The organism is Actinoplanes sp. URMC 104 (assembly GCF_051386375.1).
In the GTDB taxonomy this organism is placed as follows: Bacteria; Actinomycetota; Actinomycetes; order Mycobacteriales; family Micromonosporaceae; genus Actinoplanes.
Map to the genome: position 1 here is coordinate 875098 of NZ_JBPQTO010000002.1, position 17449 is coordinate 892546.

Sequence of the window (17449 nt, forward strand, 5' to 3'; positions counted from 1 at the left end):
CCGAGTCAAGCCTCCGAGCACCTGCAGTCGGGAAGCCGACACATTCACCATCGCCGCGGTGACACTTCGTAGCTTTGCGGTGACGTGTCCGCGTGGGCTGCAGGGGGTCCTGGTGTCTGACGTTGTCGTCGAGGTCAGCTTCACTTCTCTTCCGGACGACGACGAGTTCGTTCTCGATCAGCTCACCGACGAACTCGGCGAGGACTTGCGCACCCTCGGTGCAGTACGGCGGGTCGAGGCCGGCCGGCCGGACGCCGACAGCAAGGGCGTCGGGGAGGTCGCACTTGCCGCGGTTGCCGTGATCGCCGGAACCGATCCGGGCTATGCCCAGGCCCTCGTCGACCTAATCGTGGGCTTTCTGGGTCGCCATCGTGGGCGCACGGCCCGCCTCCAGGTGGGCGATGTCGAGCTGACCATCGATCAGCCGACGAAGGCACAGGCTTCCGAGCTGATCGACCTCGCACGGAGTGCCATCGAGCGGTCCCGCTGATGGGCCGGCATGCGCTTCTGCTGGGCACTGCGACGTATCACTCCGACCCGCTCCTGCACCCTTTACCCGGCGTACACGCCGACGTCCGGGAACTGAAGGCCGTCCTCGACAGCGACGGCGACTTCGACACTGCCGAGGCGCATCTCGACCTGTCCTCCGCCGGGATGCGCCGCGTGGTCGAGGAGTTCTTCGGTGCACGACGTACCGGGGATCTGGCGTTCTTCTACTACTCGGGTCACGGTGTGCTGCGCGACGACGATCGGCAATCGCTCTTCCTCGCCGCCAACGACACCGACACCTCTGCGCCGCATGCCACGGCATTCGACGTCGACGGCATCCTGCGTGACATGCTCGGCCGCACCAAGGCCGCCCAGAGGGTTGTCATCTTCGACTGCTGCTTCTCCGGCGCGTTCTCCGCACGACACCGCTTCAGTGGCGGCATGCGGCAGGAACCTCGCTACTTCCGGCGTGAGCGCGGCACGTTCATTCTGCAGTCGAGCGATCACCAGAAGGCATCGAAGGCCCGAGGCCCGGACGAGCCCTCCGTGTTCACCGCGGTTCTTCTCGACGGCCTCCGAGGGGCGGCACAGGCGACAGCCGACGACGGCTGGATCACCACGAGCGACCTTGCCCGCTACGCCATGGCCGAGATGGCGCGCCGTCGGGAGAACCGGCCCGTTGAGTCCAGCGAGGGCGTGACCGAGCCGATCCGACTGGTGGCGGGAGCGAGCGACCGCGTAACGCGAACCGTGCGGACGCCTCCGGAGCCCGACGACGCGCCCTTCGACGCCGAGCGTTGGCGGCGGCTCCTCGTCTACTACGCCGACTGTTTGCAACGATCCGCTGTCCTTCAATTCTTCATCGACCCTGCTCAGAAAGACTCCTATCTCGCCGCGCCATCCGGCCGGGAGCTCATCTTCCTGGGCACCCAGCCGACACCCCTCAAAGAGCGCGGAAGGAAACTCGCGGCTTTCGCCGAAGCCGAAGGCCGATCCCTGCAGTACGGCTACCCGGTCGTGGCGCTCCGGCCGGACGGCCGGAGTCAGATCCGCCTCGCCCCTCTGCTCGTGTGCGATCTGACCGTCGGCGACGACGGAACTCTCCATTCGGAGCCGCCCCATCCGAGCCCCGTTCTCGTGGACCATTTCCAACTCTCCCCGGTGGAGGCCGACGAGTTGCGGCAAGCGGTGGCCGAGCGGTTGGTGCCGGGCGATCGAGGCACACTCGCCGAGGTGACCAGCCTGGTGGCCACGACGTTCGGCTTGAAGCCGGTGACGGCTCTGGATCCGGGAGACCTGGACTCGACGGTTCGCACGGCTCCGCTGAACCGGGTCCAGAACGCCGCCCTTCTCTTCGCCGCCGGGGGAGCCGAGTCCCCGGAGCGGCAATTGATCGAGGATCTGCGGGAGATCGCCAGAATGCCGGGACAGATCGCCACGACCGCGCTGGGTGCGCTGGCGGGCGGTTCGGGCCACCAGGAGCCGGCACAGGTCCTGACCGTAGCCGCCGGCCCGGTCAACGAGGCACAGGAGGCCATCATCCGGTCGGCGATGAGCACGGCGTTGACCGTCGCGCAGGGACCGCCCGGCACCGGGAAGAGCCAGTTGGTGACAGCGCTCCTGGCCACCGCTACCGCAGCCGGTCAAAGTGTGCTCATCGGCTCCACCAACAACCAGGCGGTCGACGAGGTCGTCAAGCGAGTCGACGACATGGTGGGTCCCGGCCTTCTGCTTCGCACCGGAAACAAGAAATACCGTCAGCAGGAGCCGCAGTACCTGACCGATGTGATCCGCAAGTGGCCACCACCCGCGCCGGGCGAACCCGCGCCGGACGAGCGCCCGCCACGCGAGGAGCTTCGGATCGTGGCCCAGGAGATCGATCGGCTGCGAGACGAGTTGCAGCAGCGACGGCGCATCGAACGGGACCTCGCCGACCTTGCAGTCGAGCGGGACCCCGACGCCTTCGATCTGCCGACGGACGACATAGCGCTCAAGAAGTTAGTGGTACGCACCGATCGCGCTCTCCACAGCCGATGGTTGGGTTGGTGGTATCGCCATCGGCTTCGCGCCCTCGGCGTGGTCGACAGCGAGGCGATCGCCACCCTGGGCGAGCGCGCAGAGATCGAGTCACGGTGGCGCGAACGACAGCTGCGTCTCGGTTCCCTGAGCGAACCGGAGGCCGTCGTGTGGGAACGCCTCCAACGTCTCCAGCGGACGGACCGTCCACAACACAGCCGTGACCTGCTCCGTGCGCAGGTGGCAGCACGTGTCGCCAGGCACGCCGACCTGTTGCGCGACCGTGCCGACGAGATGGCCAAGCCGGAGGGCAAGAGCTGGCGCCATCTGCCGCAGCTGTTGTCCGTCCTGCCTGGCTGGGCGGTCACTGCGATGTCGGCACGCCGATTGAGACCACTTCCCGCCATGTTCGATCTGGTCGTCATCGACGAGGCGGCGCAGTGCACGGTGCCGGCGATCCTGCCCATGCTCTTCCGCGCGAAGCGTGCTCTGGTCATCGGCGATCCCCGGCAGCTGACGCCGGTGGTCGAACTGAGCGACGAGGACGACCGTGCCCAGCAAGCCCGCGCCGGGGTCGGCAACGCGTGGCTCGAGGCGCGCCGACTCACCTACTCGGGCTACTCGGCCTATGAAGCGTTCGCTGCCGCGGCCGGGAGCACCAGCCTCCTCGACGAGCACTACCGCTGTCATCCGGAGATCATCGATGCCCCGAACCAGGCCATCTATCAGGGAAGGCTCACCGTTCTGACCGATCCCCGCCGGCTGGCCGCAACGGCCGAGCGCGCCAGCCGATGGGTACACGTGGGGGGCCGCTACAACCGTGGTTCCACCGGCTCCGGCTGGAACGCGGCGGAGGTCGAGGCCGTCGCCGGCGAAGTGCGGCAGCTCCGTGAGTCCTGGCCGGCGGCCTCGATCGGCGTCGTGACACCGCTCGCCGCTCAGCAGAGGAGGCTGGAACAGGCGCTCCGGCGCAGCGGTCTCGCCGGCGACGTGATGTGCGAGACGATCCACAAGTTCCAGGGCAGCGAAAAGGACATCATGGTGGTCTCGCCCGTGGGTGCACAGGGCATCAGCGATCGGACCCGCGGCTGGCTCGTGAACCAGACGAACCTGTGGAACGTCGCGATCACGCGCGCACGCTCCCAACTGATCGTGGTGGGTGACCGATCATGGTGGTCCGGCCAGCGCGGGCTGCTCGCCTCGCTCGCTGTCGCGACTCCCCCGGCAACCGGCGCCGAGCTCGGCACCCGGCCGTCCGACCGGCTGGTCGGCGGATTGCGAAAAGCCGGCCTGTCGGTTGGCTGGGACACGCCGCTGCGAGGTTATCCGGTCGACTTGACCGTGCGTGACGGCGCGAAGCAGCTTGCCGTGCTGATCGACGATCCCGCGGGCGATCCGGACGGACGAGCGCTACGGCGGATCCTGGCACGGCTCGAGATTCTTGCCACGACCACCGAGGTACGGCGCATCCCGGCCTGGCGCTGTTTCGCCGAGCCCGACCGGGTCGTGGCCGAACTGCGTGCCGCACTGACCTAGGCGGCCACCCGCTGGCGGTGGGTGATCTGGCTCAGCGCCTCGGTGCCGTCGACCGGGCTCGACCAGAGGTAGCCCTGGCCCAGCGGGCAGCCGAGGCGGGCCAGCAGGGTGCGGTGGGCCGGCGACTCGATGCCCTCGGCGATCACGGTCAGGCCGAGCGAGCGGGCCCGGGCGACGATGCCGGCCACCAGCTCGAGGCGGTCCGGGTCGCCGACCATGTCGACCTTGACCACGTCCAGCGGGCGGCGGCTCAGGTCGGCCGGCGACGTGTGGGCGGTGCCGAAGTCGTCGATCGCGATCCGCACGCCGTGCTCGCGCAGCAGGGCGAGGTCCGCCCACACGCGCTCGTGGTCGCCGGACAGGACCCGCTCGTCGAGCTCCAGCATGAGGGCCTGCGGCGGCACCCCGGCGTACGCGAGGGCCTGTTTCACCTGGTCGACGAAGCCGGGCTCGCGGAACTGGCGCACCGACACGTTGATGCTGACGAACGGCTGACGGGTACGCGGCAGGATCCGCCGCCACTGGGCGACGGTGTGCAGCGCCTGGTCGAGCACCCAGCGGCCCATCGGCACGACCAGCCCGCTCTCCTCGGCCACCTCGAGGAACTCCGCGGGCGCGACCACCCCGCGCGTGGGGTGGTGCCAGCGCACCAGCGCCTCGAAGCCGACCGGCTCGTCGGTGCCCAGGTCGACGATCGGCTGGTACGCCAGCAGGAAGTGACCCTCGTGCACCGCGTGGTCCAGCGCCGAGCGCAGCTCGAGCCGTTCCACCATCGCGCCGTGCAGGTGCGCCTGGTAGCGGCGCCACTGGTTCTTGCCGGCGCCCTTGGCCACGTACAGGGCCAGGTCGGCCTGGCGCAGCAGCTCGTCGGCCGTGTCCGCCTCGGGCGTCGTGGTGATGCCGATGCTGGCCACCGCGGTCAGCTCGGAGCCGTCGTCGAGCACGATGGGCTCCGCCAGCGCGGCCAGGATCCGCTGGGCGGTCTCCTCGACCGCGCCCGGGTCCTGCACGTTCTCGACCAGCGCCGCGAACTCGTCGCCGCCGAGGCGGGCCGCGGTGTCGTCGGCGCGCAGCGCGCCCGCGATCCGGTTCGCGACGCCGATCAGCAGCTGGTCGCCGGCGGCGTGGCCCAGCGTGTCGTTGACGATCTTGAAGTCGTCCAGGTCGATGAAGAGCACGCCCACCACCGAGCCGTCCCGCGCGCCGCGGGCCAGCGCGTGGCCGAGCCGGTCGTGGAACAGCACCCGGTTGGCCAGCCCGGTCATCGAGTCGTGGAACGCCTGGTGGGTCAGCTCCTGCTCGAGCCGGCGGCGTTCGGTGACGTCGCGCAGGGTCAGCACGAGCGCGGCGACGGTCGGCTCGGAGCGCAGGTCCTGCCCGTGCATCTCGAGCACCACCCCGGCGCCGGCCCGGAAGTCGAGTCCCTCCTGCAGACCCTCTCCCGTACGCAGTGCGCCGAGCACCTCGTGCATCCGGGAGCGGTCGGCGCGGTGGATCACGTCGGGCATCGGACGGCCGGTCGGGTCCTCGCCGAGCACGGCTCCGGCGGACGGGCTGGCGTACCGGACCCGGTCGTCCTCGTCGACGATGAGGATCACGTCGGAGGTCTTCTGCACGAGCGTCCGGAAGTAGGTCTCGCTGTTGCGGCGGACCACCTCGTGGCTCAGCTCGATCCGTTCGAGGGCGAGGGCGGCCTGCGTGGCGAGCACCTCGACCGCGCGCAGCAGCCCGGGCAGCGCCGGCGCGGGGGCGGCCACGTGCAGCACCCCGACGAGCGGGTCGCCGGCGGGCCGGTCGGCGAGCACGAGCGGGCAGCGCAGCGTCGTCGCGAAGCCGGACAGACGCACCGACACGGCCCAGTCGACCTCGCGGGTCGGCAGCACGCGCGCGGCCGTGCCGCTCGCGCGGTCGACGGCGGCCTGCTCGACGGCCTCGGGTGAGCGCGGGCCGGATTCGGCGATCGCCACGGCGAGCACCACCCCGTGCGGCGTGTCCGGGGGCAGCAAATGGGCCACGGCCGTCCGCACGGCGGCCGCCACCTGGTCGGTGTCGGCGGCCGAGACGAGCGCCGCGGACGCCTCGCGCAGCGCCCGCTCGCGGGCCAGCGCCAGCCGGTGGCTCGCCATGATGCCGGACATCCGCGCCAGCACCAGCAGGAACGTGAGCGCGCTGAGCCCGGCGACCACGGTCAGGTCGGGTCCCCCGCCATCGCGGACGAGGCGCACCAGCAGCACCGTCGGCGCGACCATCGACGCGACACCCAGCAGGACGAGCCGGCCGCGGCCGAGCTGCGCCGCCGTCGTCTCGGCCGGGTTGTCGAGCTCGGTCATCGACGGGTGCAGGGCGGCCAGGCCCGCGGCCGTGTAGAGCGCGAACCGGCCCAGGCCGGTCATCAGCGAGGTGTCGCCGAACAGGCCCAGCTCGTAGCCCACGTCGGTGAGCAGCATCAGCACCGTGCCGGCGCCGAGCACCCGGCCGGCGAGCGCCACGCCGCCGATGAGCAGCCGGGTCAGCAGGCCCAGCAGCACCAGGTCGCCCACGGGGAAGGCGACCTGCACCCAGGTCGGGAGCGTGCCGCCCTGCAGGTGCGGCCCGACGACGAAGCTCCACACCAGCAGGGACAGCGCCGAGGTGACGGTGAGCGAGTCGAGCAGCGCGGCGCGGTGCCGCCACCGGCGTACGCGCCGCCGGGGAGCCGGATCGCCGGCGCGCCGCCGCAGCGAGGCGGTGCCGCCCCGCCGCCGCAGGAAGGCCAGCAGCATGACCCCGAGCACCGGATAGCTCAGGAACACCAGGACCGTGGCGGTGGCGGCCGAGCCCGGAAGCACCGAGGCGACCGGCTGCGGCGCCACGTACAGCGCGACGCCGAGCACCGACAGGACGAGCGCGGCGGTCAGCATCCGCCAGGCGAACCGATGCCCGGGCCGGTGCCGGCGCACGCCGACGGTGACCGCGACGATCGCCGTGATGCCGGCGAGCAGGAGCAGCGGCTTCTGCGCACCCGGCGGCGCCAGCGCGAACAGCACCGCGAGCACCGCCATCCAGCCGCCGAGGAGTGCCGGCATGCGTGATCCTTCTCTGTGGGAGGTGCCCCGTCTCATCGGTCCCGCGCGGCCGCAGTTGAGCAACCGGGCACAATCGTCTGGTGCTCCTGGAATTCGTTCGCGGCAACACGCGCCTCGCGCCGGTCCCCTTCGTCCCCGAGGTCACCCTCCACCAGGCGGACGAGCCGATCGCGCTGTGGGAGAAGACCGAGCAGGACGGCGGCGAGCAGCCCCCGCCGTTCTGGGCCTTCGCGTGGGCGGGCGGCCAGGCGCTCGCCCGGCACGTGCTCGACCACCCCGAGCTGGTGGCCGGCCGCTCCGTCCTCGACCTCGCCACGGGCTCCGGCCTGGTCGCCGTGGCCGCCGCCCGCGCCGGCGCCTCCCCGGTGACCGCCAACGACATCGACCCGTACTCGCTGGCCGCCGCCTCGGCCAACGCCGCCGCCAACGGTGTCGCCGTCACCCTGCTGGAGGCCGACATCCTGGACACCGACGACCCGTACGGCGTGATCCTGGCCGGCGACGTCTTCTACAGCCGCGAGATGGCCGCCCGCGTCCTGCCCTTCCTGCGCAGGGCCGCCGCCCGTGGCGGCCTGGTGCTGGTCGGCGACCCGGGCCGCGCCTACCTGCCCGACTCGGGGCTGGTCGAACGGGCCGCGTACGACATTCCCGTGCCGGTCTCGCTGGAGAGCGTCCCGAGCCGCCGTACGAGGGTCTGGCAGCTCGTCAACCAGTGACCGGAGCGGTCTCCGCGGCTGCCCATGCCGCCCACGCCGAGCGCACCGCCTCGCCGAGGCCCCGCTCGGCCTTCCACTGCAGGCGGCGGGCGGCCAGCCCGGTCGCCGCGACCACCGCCGGCACGTCGCCGTCGCGCGGCGGCGCCATCCGGTAGGGCACCGGGGTGTGGGCGGCGTCGGCGGCCGCCCGCAGCACCTCGAACACGGTGCGTCCCTCGCCGGTGCCCACGTTGACGACCAGGTGCCGCTCGCCGTCGCGGGTCAGCAGGTGCTCGACGGCCGCGCCATAGATCTCCGCGACGTCCTCGACGTGCACGTAGTCGCGGACTGCCGTGCCGTCGGCGGTGTCGTAGCCGCTGCCGAGCACCCGGACAGCCGGGCCGCCGGGCCGCAGCGCGCGGAACACGGCCGGCAGCAGGTTGGTGCCTCCCCGGTCGGCGGCGTGGCGATGGCCGCCCGCGCCGATGACGTTGAACTGCCGGAGCCCGACCGAGCGCATCGGGTACGTCGCGATCAGGCGCTCGCCCGCCAGCTTGGTGCGGCCGTACGGGCTGAGCGGCTCCACCGGCGACAGCTCGTCGACGACGGCCCCTTCCGGATGGCCGTACACCGCGGCCGAGGAACTGAAGACCAGCCGGGTCACGCGGGCGGCGCCCATGGCGTCGAGCAGCCGCCGGAGCCCGTCGACGTTGACCTCCTCGTACCGCCGGGGCTGCGCGATCGACTCGGCGACCGACTTGAGCGCCGCTAGGTGGATGACGCCGTCGACCCGGCGGCCTGCGAACAGCCGGCGCAGGTCGCCGGCGTCGGTGATCGAGCCCCGGACCACCTCGACGCCGGCGGGCAGCCGGTCGGCGCGACCCGTGGACAGGTCATCGAAGACCACCACGTCGCGGCGCCCGGCGCACAGCCGGTGCACCACGTGCGCGCCGATGTAGCCGGCGCCGCCGGTCACGATCCAGGTCACCGACGTAACCTACGCAGTCGGTGGCGTCAGTTTCTTGACGAACACGCGGCATCGCTCGATCGCGCTCGGACGGCCGTACCCGTGCGTCCTGATGGTTCCGAACCGCCATTCCGCATAGCCGAGCCGCTCGTAGAACGGGATCGGCTCGGGCCGGGTCTCCACGACGCCCAGCGCGATCCGCCGGCGCCGGCGCTCCCACGCGGTCGCCTCCGCCATGGCCACCAGCAGCCGCCCGATCCCGTTGAGCCGTCGGCCCTCCCGGACGCGGAGCCTCTCCAGCAGCGGCGCGCGGGTCAGGAACAGCCGCAGCTTGAACTCCTCCGCGGTCTGCAGCCGCAAGTACACGTAGCCGACCGCACGCCCGTCCTCGATGGCCAGGAAGACCTGCCCGCCCTTCGGTCCGCGGCGGCGCAGACGATCGAGGAAGAACTGCCTGTCCTCGGCGTTCCAGACGAACGCCTCGACCTCCCGCTCGCTCGCCTCCGTTATCCGCACACCGCTCACGGAATGCCCGCCCTCCCCCGGTCCCCTTGCGGGTGACCATCCCGGACCGATACTCCCTGTCCGGTACGCGGCTGTCGATCCGAGCGGAGCAGCCGCGCACCGGCCGGTCACCGGGGAAGGACGGCGAGAAACAGGACGACGACCGCCGCGGCGATCAGCACGAAGCTGGTCATCGCCGCGAGCGCGGCCTTGAGAACCTCGACCACCGGGACCACCGCGCGCATCATCGAGCGCGCGGTGAGCAGGAGGATGCCGATGGCCACCAGGATGATGAGAACCCGGCCGTTGTCGGAGCCGGTTGCCGCCAGGGCGGCGAGGTGCGTCGACGAGAAAGCGTCTACGGTAGTCATGGAGTGGATGCCTTTCAGCTAGCCCTGAATCACCACCACTTCGCAAGCACCTTCGGCGGCCACCGGAGGTGCTTGGCTTTTGCGTGCCCGGCGTTGCTCGAGTCGGATGTGCTGCACGACTGCCGTGCCGGTCGGAGCGCGGATGAAGGATCGGTGCGTCATGGCACCTCCCGCCAGTCTTTTCAGCTGAAATTTCAGCTCACCGACTTTGGTAGCTGGAGATAAGGCTAGACTTCCAGCCTGACTCCAGCAATCGCTTGAATTTGCACGGTGTCTTCTCGTGCAGAGGGTGAACATCGCACGCCGTGAGCGCGATGTGACAGGTGAATACCCTCGACTCGTCCGGCGCTGAGCGGTATAACTTTCAGGCCGGAGCTGAAGTTAGGAGGGCCGATGGCGCAGCCAACTGAAGATCCGGCCACCGAGCTGGCCTCCGCGCTCAAGGACCTGCGACTCCGCGGCCTCGGACGGAAGATCACGCAAAGCAACCTCGCCGCGGCGCTGGACTGCAGCATCGCGCTGATCTCGTCGTGGGAGAACGCGACGGCCACGCCCCCGGCCGAGCGCCTCGACGAGTACGCGCTGTTCTTCTGCACACCCGGCTCGATCGCGTCGAAGCCCCACCGGCTTCTCCCGCAGTCCGACCTCTCGCCCGCCGAGACGGAACGACGCGACCACCTCAGCCGGCACCTGGCCCGGCTGCGGGACGCCGCCGCCGGTGAGGCCCCCGCGCCCGGCGTGAGCTCCGGCGACACGCTGGTGGGCCGGGGACCGTGGCACTTCGCCGACGGCGACCCGGAGAAGGCCATCGTCATCGTGTGCCCGCAACGCCCGCAGCGCGAGCTCGACGTGCTGCCGCACGCGGACCCGGCGGACCCGGACCACTCGGCGCTGTCCCGGCTCACCGACATCGATGCGCTTCTCGAGCTGTACGGTCACATCCGGGCGGTCAACCCGGACCTGCGCGTCGAGTTCCGCAATGTTCGGGAGCTCACCAGCGACGACCTGACGGGGCATCTCGTCGTTCTCGGGGGCGTGGACTGGAACGCGATGTCACGGGACGTGATGCGCCGCAGCGAGGCGCCCGTCACCCAGATCTCGGAGAACGACCCGATGTACCGCGGGTGTTTCCGGGTGACCGAGGACGCCTCGAAGGCCTACGCCCCGTTGATCGAGGAGATCGACGGGCGGCGGGTGCTGGTGGAGGACGTCGGTCATTTCTTCCGCGGACCGAACCCCTACAACGTCGAGCGCACTGTCACCCTGTGCAACGGGATGTTCGGCCGCGGGGTGCTGGGAGCTGTCCGTACGCTGACGGACAAGGAGTTCCGCGACAAGAACGCGGACTTCATCGAGCGGGAGTTCGGCGAGCACGACTCGTACAGCGTCCTGTTCCGGGTGGCCGTCCCCGACGAGCGGAGAGTGGTCACCCCCGACTGGAACAACCCCCACACGGTTCTGCACACGTGGTCGGAGCGAAGCGAATGACGCGTGCCCAGGGCCGCACGAGCCGCGGCCGGGCCGCTGTCGACCACGCCGTCGACCATGCCATCGACGTTCCGGACCTGCACCACGGAGACCACACGCATCTGCTCTCGACCTTGGAGCCGCTTCCCGTGCCCGGGTCCGACACGCCCGGGTCCGGGATGCAGCGGAGCCTCGACGCGATCGTGGTGCCCACGTTCCGGCCGCACCACGCGCTGCGCGACTCGCTGAGCGTCGCCCGCAGCGCGAACTGCCCGGTCGTGACGCTGTGCAGCGGACCGGCCCAGCGCCGCCATGCCGTGGAGCTCGGCGACGACTTCGGGGTCTCGGTCCTGGCCGTCGATCTGCACGAGGCGCGGCCGGAGATGCCCCGGTTCCGCAGCGACGAGGTGCTGGCCCGCAACGGCTTCGTGCACGGCAGCGACCTCAGCCTCAAGCGCAACCTCGGGCTGTTGCTCGGCCGGATGATGGGGTGGCAGCGCGTGCTGTTCCTCGACGACGACATCACGGGGGTGAAGGCCGACGAGCTGCGGGGCGCCGCCCGGCACCTCGACAGCGGCGAGTATCGCGCCGTCGGCCTGGCGAACCACGGGTATCACGACAACTCCGTCGTCTGCCATGCCTACCGCGCGATCGGCGCGGACCAGCGCAGCTTCATCGGGGGCGGCGCGATGATCGTCGACCCCGGGCGGACGCGGTCGTTCTTCCCGAACCTCTACAACGAGGACTGGTTCTTCCTGCTCGGCGACGGGGTGCCGTTCCGGGCCGCCGTCTCCGGCACGATGGTGCAACGGTCCTACGATCCGTTCGCCACCATCGGCCGGGCCGTCGGCGAGGAGTTCGGCGACACCCTGGCCGAGGGCCTGTTCTGGCTGCTCGACCTCGGCCTGGAGCTCGAGTCCGGCGATGCCGGCTTCTGGGGCGACTTCCTGTTCCGCCGCCGGCGCCTGCTCGACCACGTGCTCGACCTGGTCGACGCCGAGGTGAAGGACGAGCAATTGCGCGAGCCGATCAAGGCCTCGCTGCGGGCCGCGCGGGGGCGGAGTGCCGCCATCAACCCGTGGCTGTGCGCCTCGTTCGTGGAGGCCTGGCGCCACGACCTGACCAGGTGGGGCCGGTTCCTGGCCGGCCTGCCGCGCTGCCCCCGCGACCCCGACAAGGCGCTGAAGGAGCTGGGCCTCGCCGACGTCGCGTCGCAAGCCGGTGACGGCGTGGTCTAGCTCCTTTCGAGCAGCGTCCGCAAGCCGAAGCCGTCCTCGACGACGTCGTCGGGGGCGGGGCCCGACGGCTCGAGGCGGGTGCGGGGCGACGGCATGAGGATGGTGCGGGCCACCCCGGCGCGGCGGCCGCAGACGATGTCGCGGCGCGGGGTGTCGCCGACGAACCAGCAGCGGTCGGGCCGCACGCCGAGCTCGTCGGTGGCGTACCAGATCATCTGCGGGTTGGGTTTGCGGACGCCGACCTCGTCGCTGTAGATCTGGGCGTCGAACATCTCGCCGATGCCGGTCTTGTCGAGGAAGTCGCGGTGGGCCGCGCCGGACAGCGTATTGGAGACCACGGCCACCCGGATGCCGGCCTCGGCCGCCGCCTGCAGCGCCTCGACGATGCCCGGCCGCAGCGCCCAGTTGTCGCGCCAGGCCCAGTCGTAGCTCAGCTTGCGCACCGACCCGCGCACCGGCACCTGCGCGGCAGGCGGCCACCCGGGCAGGAAGAACCGCTCCCACACCTCGGCCTGGCTCAGCTCGTCGGGCCAGTCCTCGTCGCGCCACGCGGCGTAGGCGACCGCGCCCTCGGTGAGCGAGCGCTGGATCTCCCCGGGCGTCAGCACGCCCCGGGTGAGGTTGAAGATGCGCAGCACCAGGCCGGGCGGCGCGGTGCGCTGCGCGGGCGCGTCGGCCAGCACGCCCCCGAAGTCGAACAGGATCGCGGCGGGACTCATGTCAGCGGGTCGCCCCCAGCGTCCACGCGCGCACACCCCCGACGATGCCGGCGGTGTTGGGCACCACCACCACGTCGTCGCCCATGCGCGCGAGCTGGGCCGGCGTGATCAGCCGCGAGTTGCCGCCGCCCAGGTAGAGCCGGTCCCACAGGAACACCGGCCGCAGGCCCTCGACGACGTTGCGCACCCGGCGGCTCCAGAGCGCGTCGCCCAGCCGGCGCCGCTCGTGCTCGCCGATGTAGGTGTCGTACGACATCCCCCACCGCACCGGGGCCTGGGACATCTCGAGGTGCGGGGCCAGCGCGCCGCCGTCGAACAACGCGCAGCCCAGCCCGGTCCCCAGGGTCAGCACCAGCTCGCAGCCCGTGCCCGCGACCACCCCGGCGCCGTGCACCTCGGCGTCGTTGAGCACCAGCGTGGGCCGGCCGAACGCGTCCTCGAGCGCGGTGCGGGCGTCGAAGCCGAACCAGGCGTCCTGGAGCTCGGGGTCGATCTTGGTGCGCGGGCCGCTGCGGGTGATGTAGTGCGGGGTGGCGACCACGACGCCGTGCCGCAGCATGCCGGGCATCCCCACGGTGACCCGGTCGTGCGCGGGCAACCGCTCGCCCAGCTGCACCAGGGTCTTGACGAACAGCTCCGGGGGCAGCGGGTACGGGGTGGGCACGCGCAACGGCTGTGCCCGCATCGTCCCCGCCTCGTCGAGAACGGAACCCTTGATGCCGCCGCCGCCACAGTCGATCGTCAGGGTGAAAGCCACGCCGCCAGTGTGCATGGAGTACACCTCCTCGCACAGCCATTGTGACCCGGTATCGTCGCTGCGGTGTCGAGGGCCGTCCGGGTGAGCACCCGCAATGCGAGCTTCCAGCAATGGCAGGCGTTGCTGACGAACCGGACGAAAAGGCACCGCGCGGGCGAGTTCCTGGTCCACGGCGTGCGCCCCATCTCGCTCGCCGTCGACCACGGCTGGGAGATCCGCGACCTGATCTATCCCGACCGCCAGGCGCTGTCGAGCTGGGCGCGCTCGGTGCTGGAACGCACGGGCGCGCGCCCGGTGGCGATGGACGCCGCGCTGGTCGCCGAGCTGGCCGGCAAGGAGTCCGCCGAGCTGATCGCCGTGGTCGGGCTGCCCGACCCGCCGGAGCTGCCCGGCACGGGCGACCCGCACCTGCTGGTCGTGGTGTTCGACCGCCCCGCGGCGCCCGGCAACATCGGCACGCTGATCCGCTCGGCCGACGCGTTCGGCGCCGCCGCCGTCGTGGTCAGCGGGCACGCCGCCGACCCGTACGACCCGAAGTCGGTGCGGGCCAGCACGGGCTCGATCTTCGCGCTGCCCGTGATCCAGGCCGACGGCCCCGCACCGGTGGTCGAGTGGGCGGCCCGGACGGGCGTGCAGCTGGTGGGCACCGACGAGCACGGCGCGGTGGACGTCGCCGACCACGACCTGACCGGGCCGACCGCGCTGCTGGTCGGCAACGAGACGCACGGGCTCAGCGCGGCGTGGCGGGACGCGGCCGACGCGCTGGTCCGCATCCCGATCACGGGCGCGGCCAGCTCGCTGAACGCGGCGACCGCGGCTACGGTCGTGCTGTACGAGACCAGTCGCCAGCGGTCCCGCGGCTGATCTGTTCCCACGCGTGCAGGTCGGCGGCCCGTCGCGCCTGCGCCGCGGCGATCGCGTCGACCGCGTCGTCGCCCAGCGCCAGGTGCAGCGGCGCGTCCGGGCTGTTGACCGCCCGTACGATCGCGGCGGCCGCCTTGGCGGGGTCGCCGGGCTGGGTGCCGTCCATCGAGTCGGTCGCGGCGCGGGTGGCGGAGGTCGAGACCGCGTACGCGTCGATCGTGCGCGACCGGTGCATGCGGGCGCCGCCGAACTCGGTGCGGAACGCGCCCGGCTCGACGATCAGGACCCGTACGCCGAAGGGCTCGACCTCGGCCGCCAGCGCCTCGGACATGCCCTCGAGCGCGAACTTCGCCGCGCAGTACGCGCCGAAGCCGGGCATCGTGACCTGGCCGCCCATCGAGCTGATCTGCACGATCGTGCCGCTGCCCTGCTCGCGCAGGTGGGGCAGAGCCGCCTTCGTGACGGCCACCGCGCCGAAGAACATCACGTCCATGATCGCGCGCAGCTCCGCGAGCGTGAACTCCTCGACCGCGCCGACGCTGCCGTGCCCGGCGTTGTTCACCACCACGTCGAGGCGGCCGAGGTCGCGGACGGCGTCGGCGACCACCCGGTCGACCTGCCGATCGTCGGTGACGTCGAGAGCGGCCGTACGGGTGGCGCCCAGACCCTCGAGCGTCTCGGGGCGGCGAGCGGTGGCGACGACCCGGTCGCCCGCGGCGAGGGCCGCCTCGACGATCGCGCGTCCGAAGCCCGCGGAGCAGCCGGTGATGAGCCAGTTCTTCATGCGTCCACCCTGACCGTACGGGTGACAGCGGTCCAACATCGACTTCCTGGCCCGGCTACAGTCCACACCTGTGGCTGTCGAGCTGCGCCATCTGCGCTACTTCGTCGCGGTCGCCGAGCAGGAGAGCTTCGGCCGCGCCGCGCAACGGCTGCACCTCGCGCAGCAGTCGCTGTCGCAGCAGATCGCGGCCCTGGAAAGGCTGGTCGGCGTGCGGCTCTTCGACCGCGACAGCCGCGGTACCCGGCTCACCCCCGCCGGTTCGGCCTTCCTGCCGCTCGCCAGGGACGTGCTGGCCCGGCTGGAGACGGCGATCTCGGCCGTACGCCGGGTGGCGGGCACGCTCGATCTGGCGTTTCTGGAGTCGACCGCCAACTACATGCTCCCGCCCGTGGTGCGGGCCGTGCGCGAGCGGTTCCCCGACGCGAGGCTGACCACGCACGACGTCGCGATCGCGGAGCTGGTCGCCGGGCTGCGCGAGGGCCGGTACGACGCCGCGTTCACCCGTCCCCCGCAGGTTCCCGACCTGGCCACCCGGGTGCTGGTCACCGAGCCCGTCTGCATCGCCGTGGCCGAGGAGCACCCGCTGGCCGGCCGCGCGTCCGTGCGGCTCGCCGAGCTGGCGGACGAGAGCTGGGTGCTCACCCCGCGCGACTCGTGGCCGCCGTGGCACGAGAAGTACGACCGTGACTTCGCAGCCGCCGGGTTCACGCCCCGGGTCGTTCAGCGCGCCGCCGGCGTTCCGAACCTGCTGGGCCTCGTCGCCGCGGGCGTCGGCGTCACGTGGCTGGCCCGGTCCGCGCGCAGCATCCGCCGCGGTGGGGTCGTCTTCGTGCCGCTCGAGGGCGAGGTGGCCGAGACCGTGGTGGCGTGGCTGCCCGGCCGGGAGAACCCGCTGCTCGGCGACCTGCTCGAGCTGGCCGGCGAGCTGGCGCGCACCGTCGACCTGACCAGCTGGGGCTGACGCGCTCAGAATTTGGCGAACGACCGGATCGTCATGCGCGGGCCGAACTTGGGCGCGCCGATGCGGCCGTGGGCGAACAGGTCGCAGACCCGGCCCCGGTGACCGCGGAACGGCTCGAGCAGCTCCAGCATGCGCTCGTCGGTGCCGCGCACCTCGCCGGCCAGCGCCCACGCGACCGTGTTGGGGATGTGGAAGTCGCCGACGCTCACGGCGTCGGGGTCGCCGAACGCGACGCGCACGACCTCGGCGGCGGTCCACGGGCCGATGCCGGGCAGCGAGGTGAGGCGGCGGGTGGCGTCCGCCGAGTCGGTGCAGCCCTCCAGCCGGGCGGCGACCAGGGCGGCGCGCTGCAGGGCCTGGGTGCGGCGCTGCTCCATGCCGAACGGGTGGAAGACCCAGTACGGCGTCGCCGCGATCACGTCGGGGTCGGGTGGCAGCATCAGCTCGACGGGACCGGGCGCGGGCTCACTGAGGCGGTTGCAGATCATCCGGTACGCCCGGTGGGCCTCCTTGCCGGTGACCTTCTGCTCCAGCACGGCGCGCAGCACGCTGCGGAAGACGAGGCCGGTGCTGGGCATCCGTACGCCCGCGAAGGTCTTGGCCAGCCGGGCGACGAGCGGATGGGCCGCGGCCAGCTCGGCGAACGAGCTCAGGTCGTCGCGGAGCCCGGCGACGGCGTCGGCGCGGTCGACGATCCAGGCGGCGCCGGGGCCGTGGCCCGTCGCGGTCATCCCGGTGCGGTCGCGGTGGAGATGCAGCGTGGCCGGGCCCTCGGGGGTGCGGACCGCCAGCCACAGCTCGTCACCGGTGAAGCGGCCGCAAGGGTCGTGCTGGGGAACCAGCAGGGAGCGGATGGAGGCGCCGAAGTGGTAGCGCTCGGGCGTCTGCAGCCTGCGGGTGGAGCTCACCGGGTCACTCTGCCATCCCGCGGGCCGATTGCCCACCTCCCGCTGCGCCGATCCCCGGCCGGCGCGCAGGCCCATCGCCCGCCTCGCCGCTCCGCCGATCCCGGCCGG

Annotated in this window: 15 protein-coding genes; 7 read left to right on the forward strand and 8 right to left on the reverse strand. The window is 71.9% G+C overall.

Annotation, left to right across the window (positions count from 1 at the left end):
- The first annotated feature begins 112 nt into the window (after positions 1–112).
- Positions 113–490 (forward strand): hypothetical protein, encoded by a 378-nt coding sequence (locus ACSNN8_RS04960; protein ID WP_436647201.1) that lies wholly within the window; start codon positions 113–115, stop codon positions 488–490.
- Positions 490–4041: a caspase, EACC1-associated type gene (locus ACSNN8_RS04965; RefSeq protein WP_436647202.1), complete on the forward strand. Its 3552-nt coding sequence runs from the start codon at positions 490–492 to the stop codon at positions 4039–4041. The genes ACSNN8_RS04960 and ACSNN8_RS04965 overlap by 1 nt, the downstream gene beginning before the upstream one ends.
- Here ACSNN8_RS04965 and ACSNN8_RS04970 read toward each other — a convergent pair.
- Positions 4038–7106, reverse strand: coding sequence for an EAL domain-containing protein (locus tag ACSNN8_RS04970; protein ID WP_436647203.1), 3069 nt, complete (start codon positions 7104–7106; stop codon positions 4038–4040). The two genes, ACSNN8_RS04965 and ACSNN8_RS04970, sit on opposite strands and share 4 nt — an antisense overlap.
- Before the next feature lie 80 nt (positions 7107–7186).
- Between ACSNN8_RS04970 and ACSNN8_RS04975 the strand changes: the two genes are divergently transcribed.
- The gene (locus ACSNN8_RS04975; RefSeq protein WP_436647204.1) at positions 7187–7822 is read left to right on the forward strand and encodes a class I SAM-dependent methyltransferase; all 636 of its coding nucleotides are present in this window, start codon (positions 7187–7189) and stop codon (positions 7820–7822) included.
- Here the strand turns inward: ACSNN8_RS04975 and galE are convergent.
- The 3 genes from galE to ACSNN8_RS04990 form a co-directional block, all read right to left on the reverse strand.
- The gene (galE, locus tag ACSNN8_RS04980; protein WP_436647205.1) at positions 7812–8789 is read right to left on the reverse strand and encodes a UDP-glucose 4-epimerase GalE; all 978 of its coding nucleotides are present in this window, start codon (positions 8787–8789) and stop codon (positions 7812–7814) included. The two genes, ACSNN8_RS04975 and galE, sit on opposite strands and share 11 nt — an antisense overlap.
- A 9-nt stretch (positions 8790–8798) precedes the next feature.
- A complete protein-coding gene (locus ACSNN8_RS04985) occupies positions 8799–9284 on the reverse strand; it encodes a GNAT family N-acetyltransferase (protein WP_436647206.1) in 486 nt (161 codons plus the stop codon).
- A gap of 116 nt (positions 9285–9400) precedes the next feature.
- Positions 9401–9643: a hypothetical protein gene (locus ACSNN8_RS04990; protein WP_436647207.1), complete on the reverse strand. Its 243-nt coding sequence runs from the start codon at positions 9641–9643 to the stop codon at positions 9401–9403.
- Positions 9644–10036: 393 nt separating this feature from the next.
- Here ACSNN8_RS04990 and ACSNN8_RS04995 point away from each other — a divergent pair, with 393 nt between their 5' ends.
- Positions 10037–11131 carry a helix-turn-helix domain-containing protein gene (locus ACSNN8_RS04995; RefSeq protein ID WP_436647208.1) on the forward strand — a complete coding sequence of 365 codons (1095 nt, stop codon included), beginning with the start codon at positions 10037–10039 and terminating at the stop codon, positions 11129–11131.
- The gene (locus ACSNN8_RS05000; RefSeq protein WP_436647209.1) at positions 11128–12348 is read left to right on the forward strand and encodes a hypothetical protein; all 1221 of its coding nucleotides are present in this window, start codon (positions 11128–11130) and stop codon (positions 12346–12348) included. The genes ACSNN8_RS04995 and ACSNN8_RS05000 overlap by 4 nt, the downstream gene beginning before the upstream one ends.
- Here ACSNN8_RS05000 and ACSNN8_RS05005 read toward each other — a convergent pair.
- Both ACSNN8_RS05005 and ACSNN8_RS05010 read right to left on the reverse strand, forming a co-directional pair.
- Complete coding sequence (locus ACSNN8_RS05005; protein WP_436647210.1) at positions 12345–13067, reverse strand: HAD family hydrolase; 723 nt, start codon at positions 13065–13067, stop codon at positions 12345–12347. The two genes, ACSNN8_RS05000 and ACSNN8_RS05005, sit on opposite strands and share 4 nt — an antisense overlap.
- Before the next feature lies 1 nt (position 13068).
- Positions 13069–13824, reverse strand: coding sequence for an ROK family protein (locus ACSNN8_RS05010; RefSeq protein WP_436647211.1), 756 nt, complete (start codon positions 13822–13824; stop codon positions 13069–13071).
- Between the two features lie 63 nt (positions 13825–13887).
- On the opposite strand from ACSNN8_RS05010, the gene ACSNN8_RS05015 reads away from it, so the two are divergent.
- On the forward strand, positions 13888–14688 hold the full coding sequence (locus ACSNN8_RS05015) for a TrmH family RNA methyltransferase (protein WP_436647212.1): 801 nt from the start codon (positions 13888–13890) through the stop codon (positions 14686–14688).
- Here ACSNN8_RS05015 and ACSNN8_RS05020 read toward each other — a convergent pair.
- Positions 14642–15472 carry an oxidoreductase gene (locus ACSNN8_RS05020; protein ID WP_436647213.1) on the reverse strand — a complete coding sequence of 277 codons (831 nt, stop codon included), beginning with the start codon at positions 15470–15472 and terminating at the stop codon, positions 14642–14644. The genes ACSNN8_RS05015 and ACSNN8_RS05020 overlap by 47 nt on opposite strands.
- 70 nt (positions 15473–15542) lie before the next feature.
- Between ACSNN8_RS05020 and ACSNN8_RS05025 the strand changes: the two genes are divergently transcribed.
- Entirely contained in the window at positions 15543–16433 is an 891-nt protein-coding gene (locus tag ACSNN8_RS05025) for a LysR family transcriptional regulator (protein ID WP_436647214.1), read from the forward strand.
- A 5-nt stretch (positions 16434–16438) separates the two neighbouring features.
- Here ACSNN8_RS05025 and ACSNN8_RS05030 read toward each other — a convergent pair whose 3' ends face one another.
- Positions 16439–17341 (reverse strand): DNA-3-methyladenine glycosylase family protein, encoded by a 903-nt coding sequence (locus tag ACSNN8_RS05030; protein ID WP_436647215.1) that lies wholly within the window; start codon positions 17339–17341, stop codon positions 16439–16441.
- Between the last annotated feature and the right edge of the window lie 108 nt (positions 17342–17449).

What these genes read in the sequence shown, in the direction of transcription:
- ACSNN8_RS04965 (WP_436647202.1), top strand. Translation starts at nt 490, where the DNA reads ATGGGCCGGCATGCGCTTCTGCTGGGCACTGCGACGTATCACTCCGAC.
- ACSNN8_RS04970 (WP_436647203.1), bottom strand. Translation starts at nt 7,106, where the DNA reads ATGCCGGCACTCCTCGGCGGCTGGATGGCGGTGCTCGCGGTGCTGTTC.
- ACSNN8_RS04990 (WP_436647207.1), bottom strand. Translation starts at nt 9,643, where the DNA reads ATGACTACCGTAGACGCTTTCTCGTCGACGCACCTCGCCGCCCTGGCG.
- ACSNN8_RS04995 (WP_436647208.1), top strand. Translation starts at nt 10,037, where the DNA reads ATGGCGCAGCCAACTGAAGATCCGGCCACCGAGCTGGCCTCCGCGCTC.
- ACSNN8_RS05000 (WP_436647209.1), top strand. Translation starts at nt 11,128, where the DNA reads ATGACGCGTGCCCAGGGCCGCACGAGCCGCGGCCGGGCCGCTGTCGAC.
- ACSNN8_RS05005 (WP_436647210.1), bottom strand. Translation starts at nt 13,067, where the DNA reads ATGAGTCCCGCCGCGATCCTGTTCGACTTCGGGGGCGTGCTGGCCGAC.
- ACSNN8_RS05020 (WP_436647213.1), bottom strand. Translation starts at nt 15,472, where the DNA reads ATGAAGAACTGGCTCATCACCGGCTGCTCCGCGGGCTTCGGACGCGCG.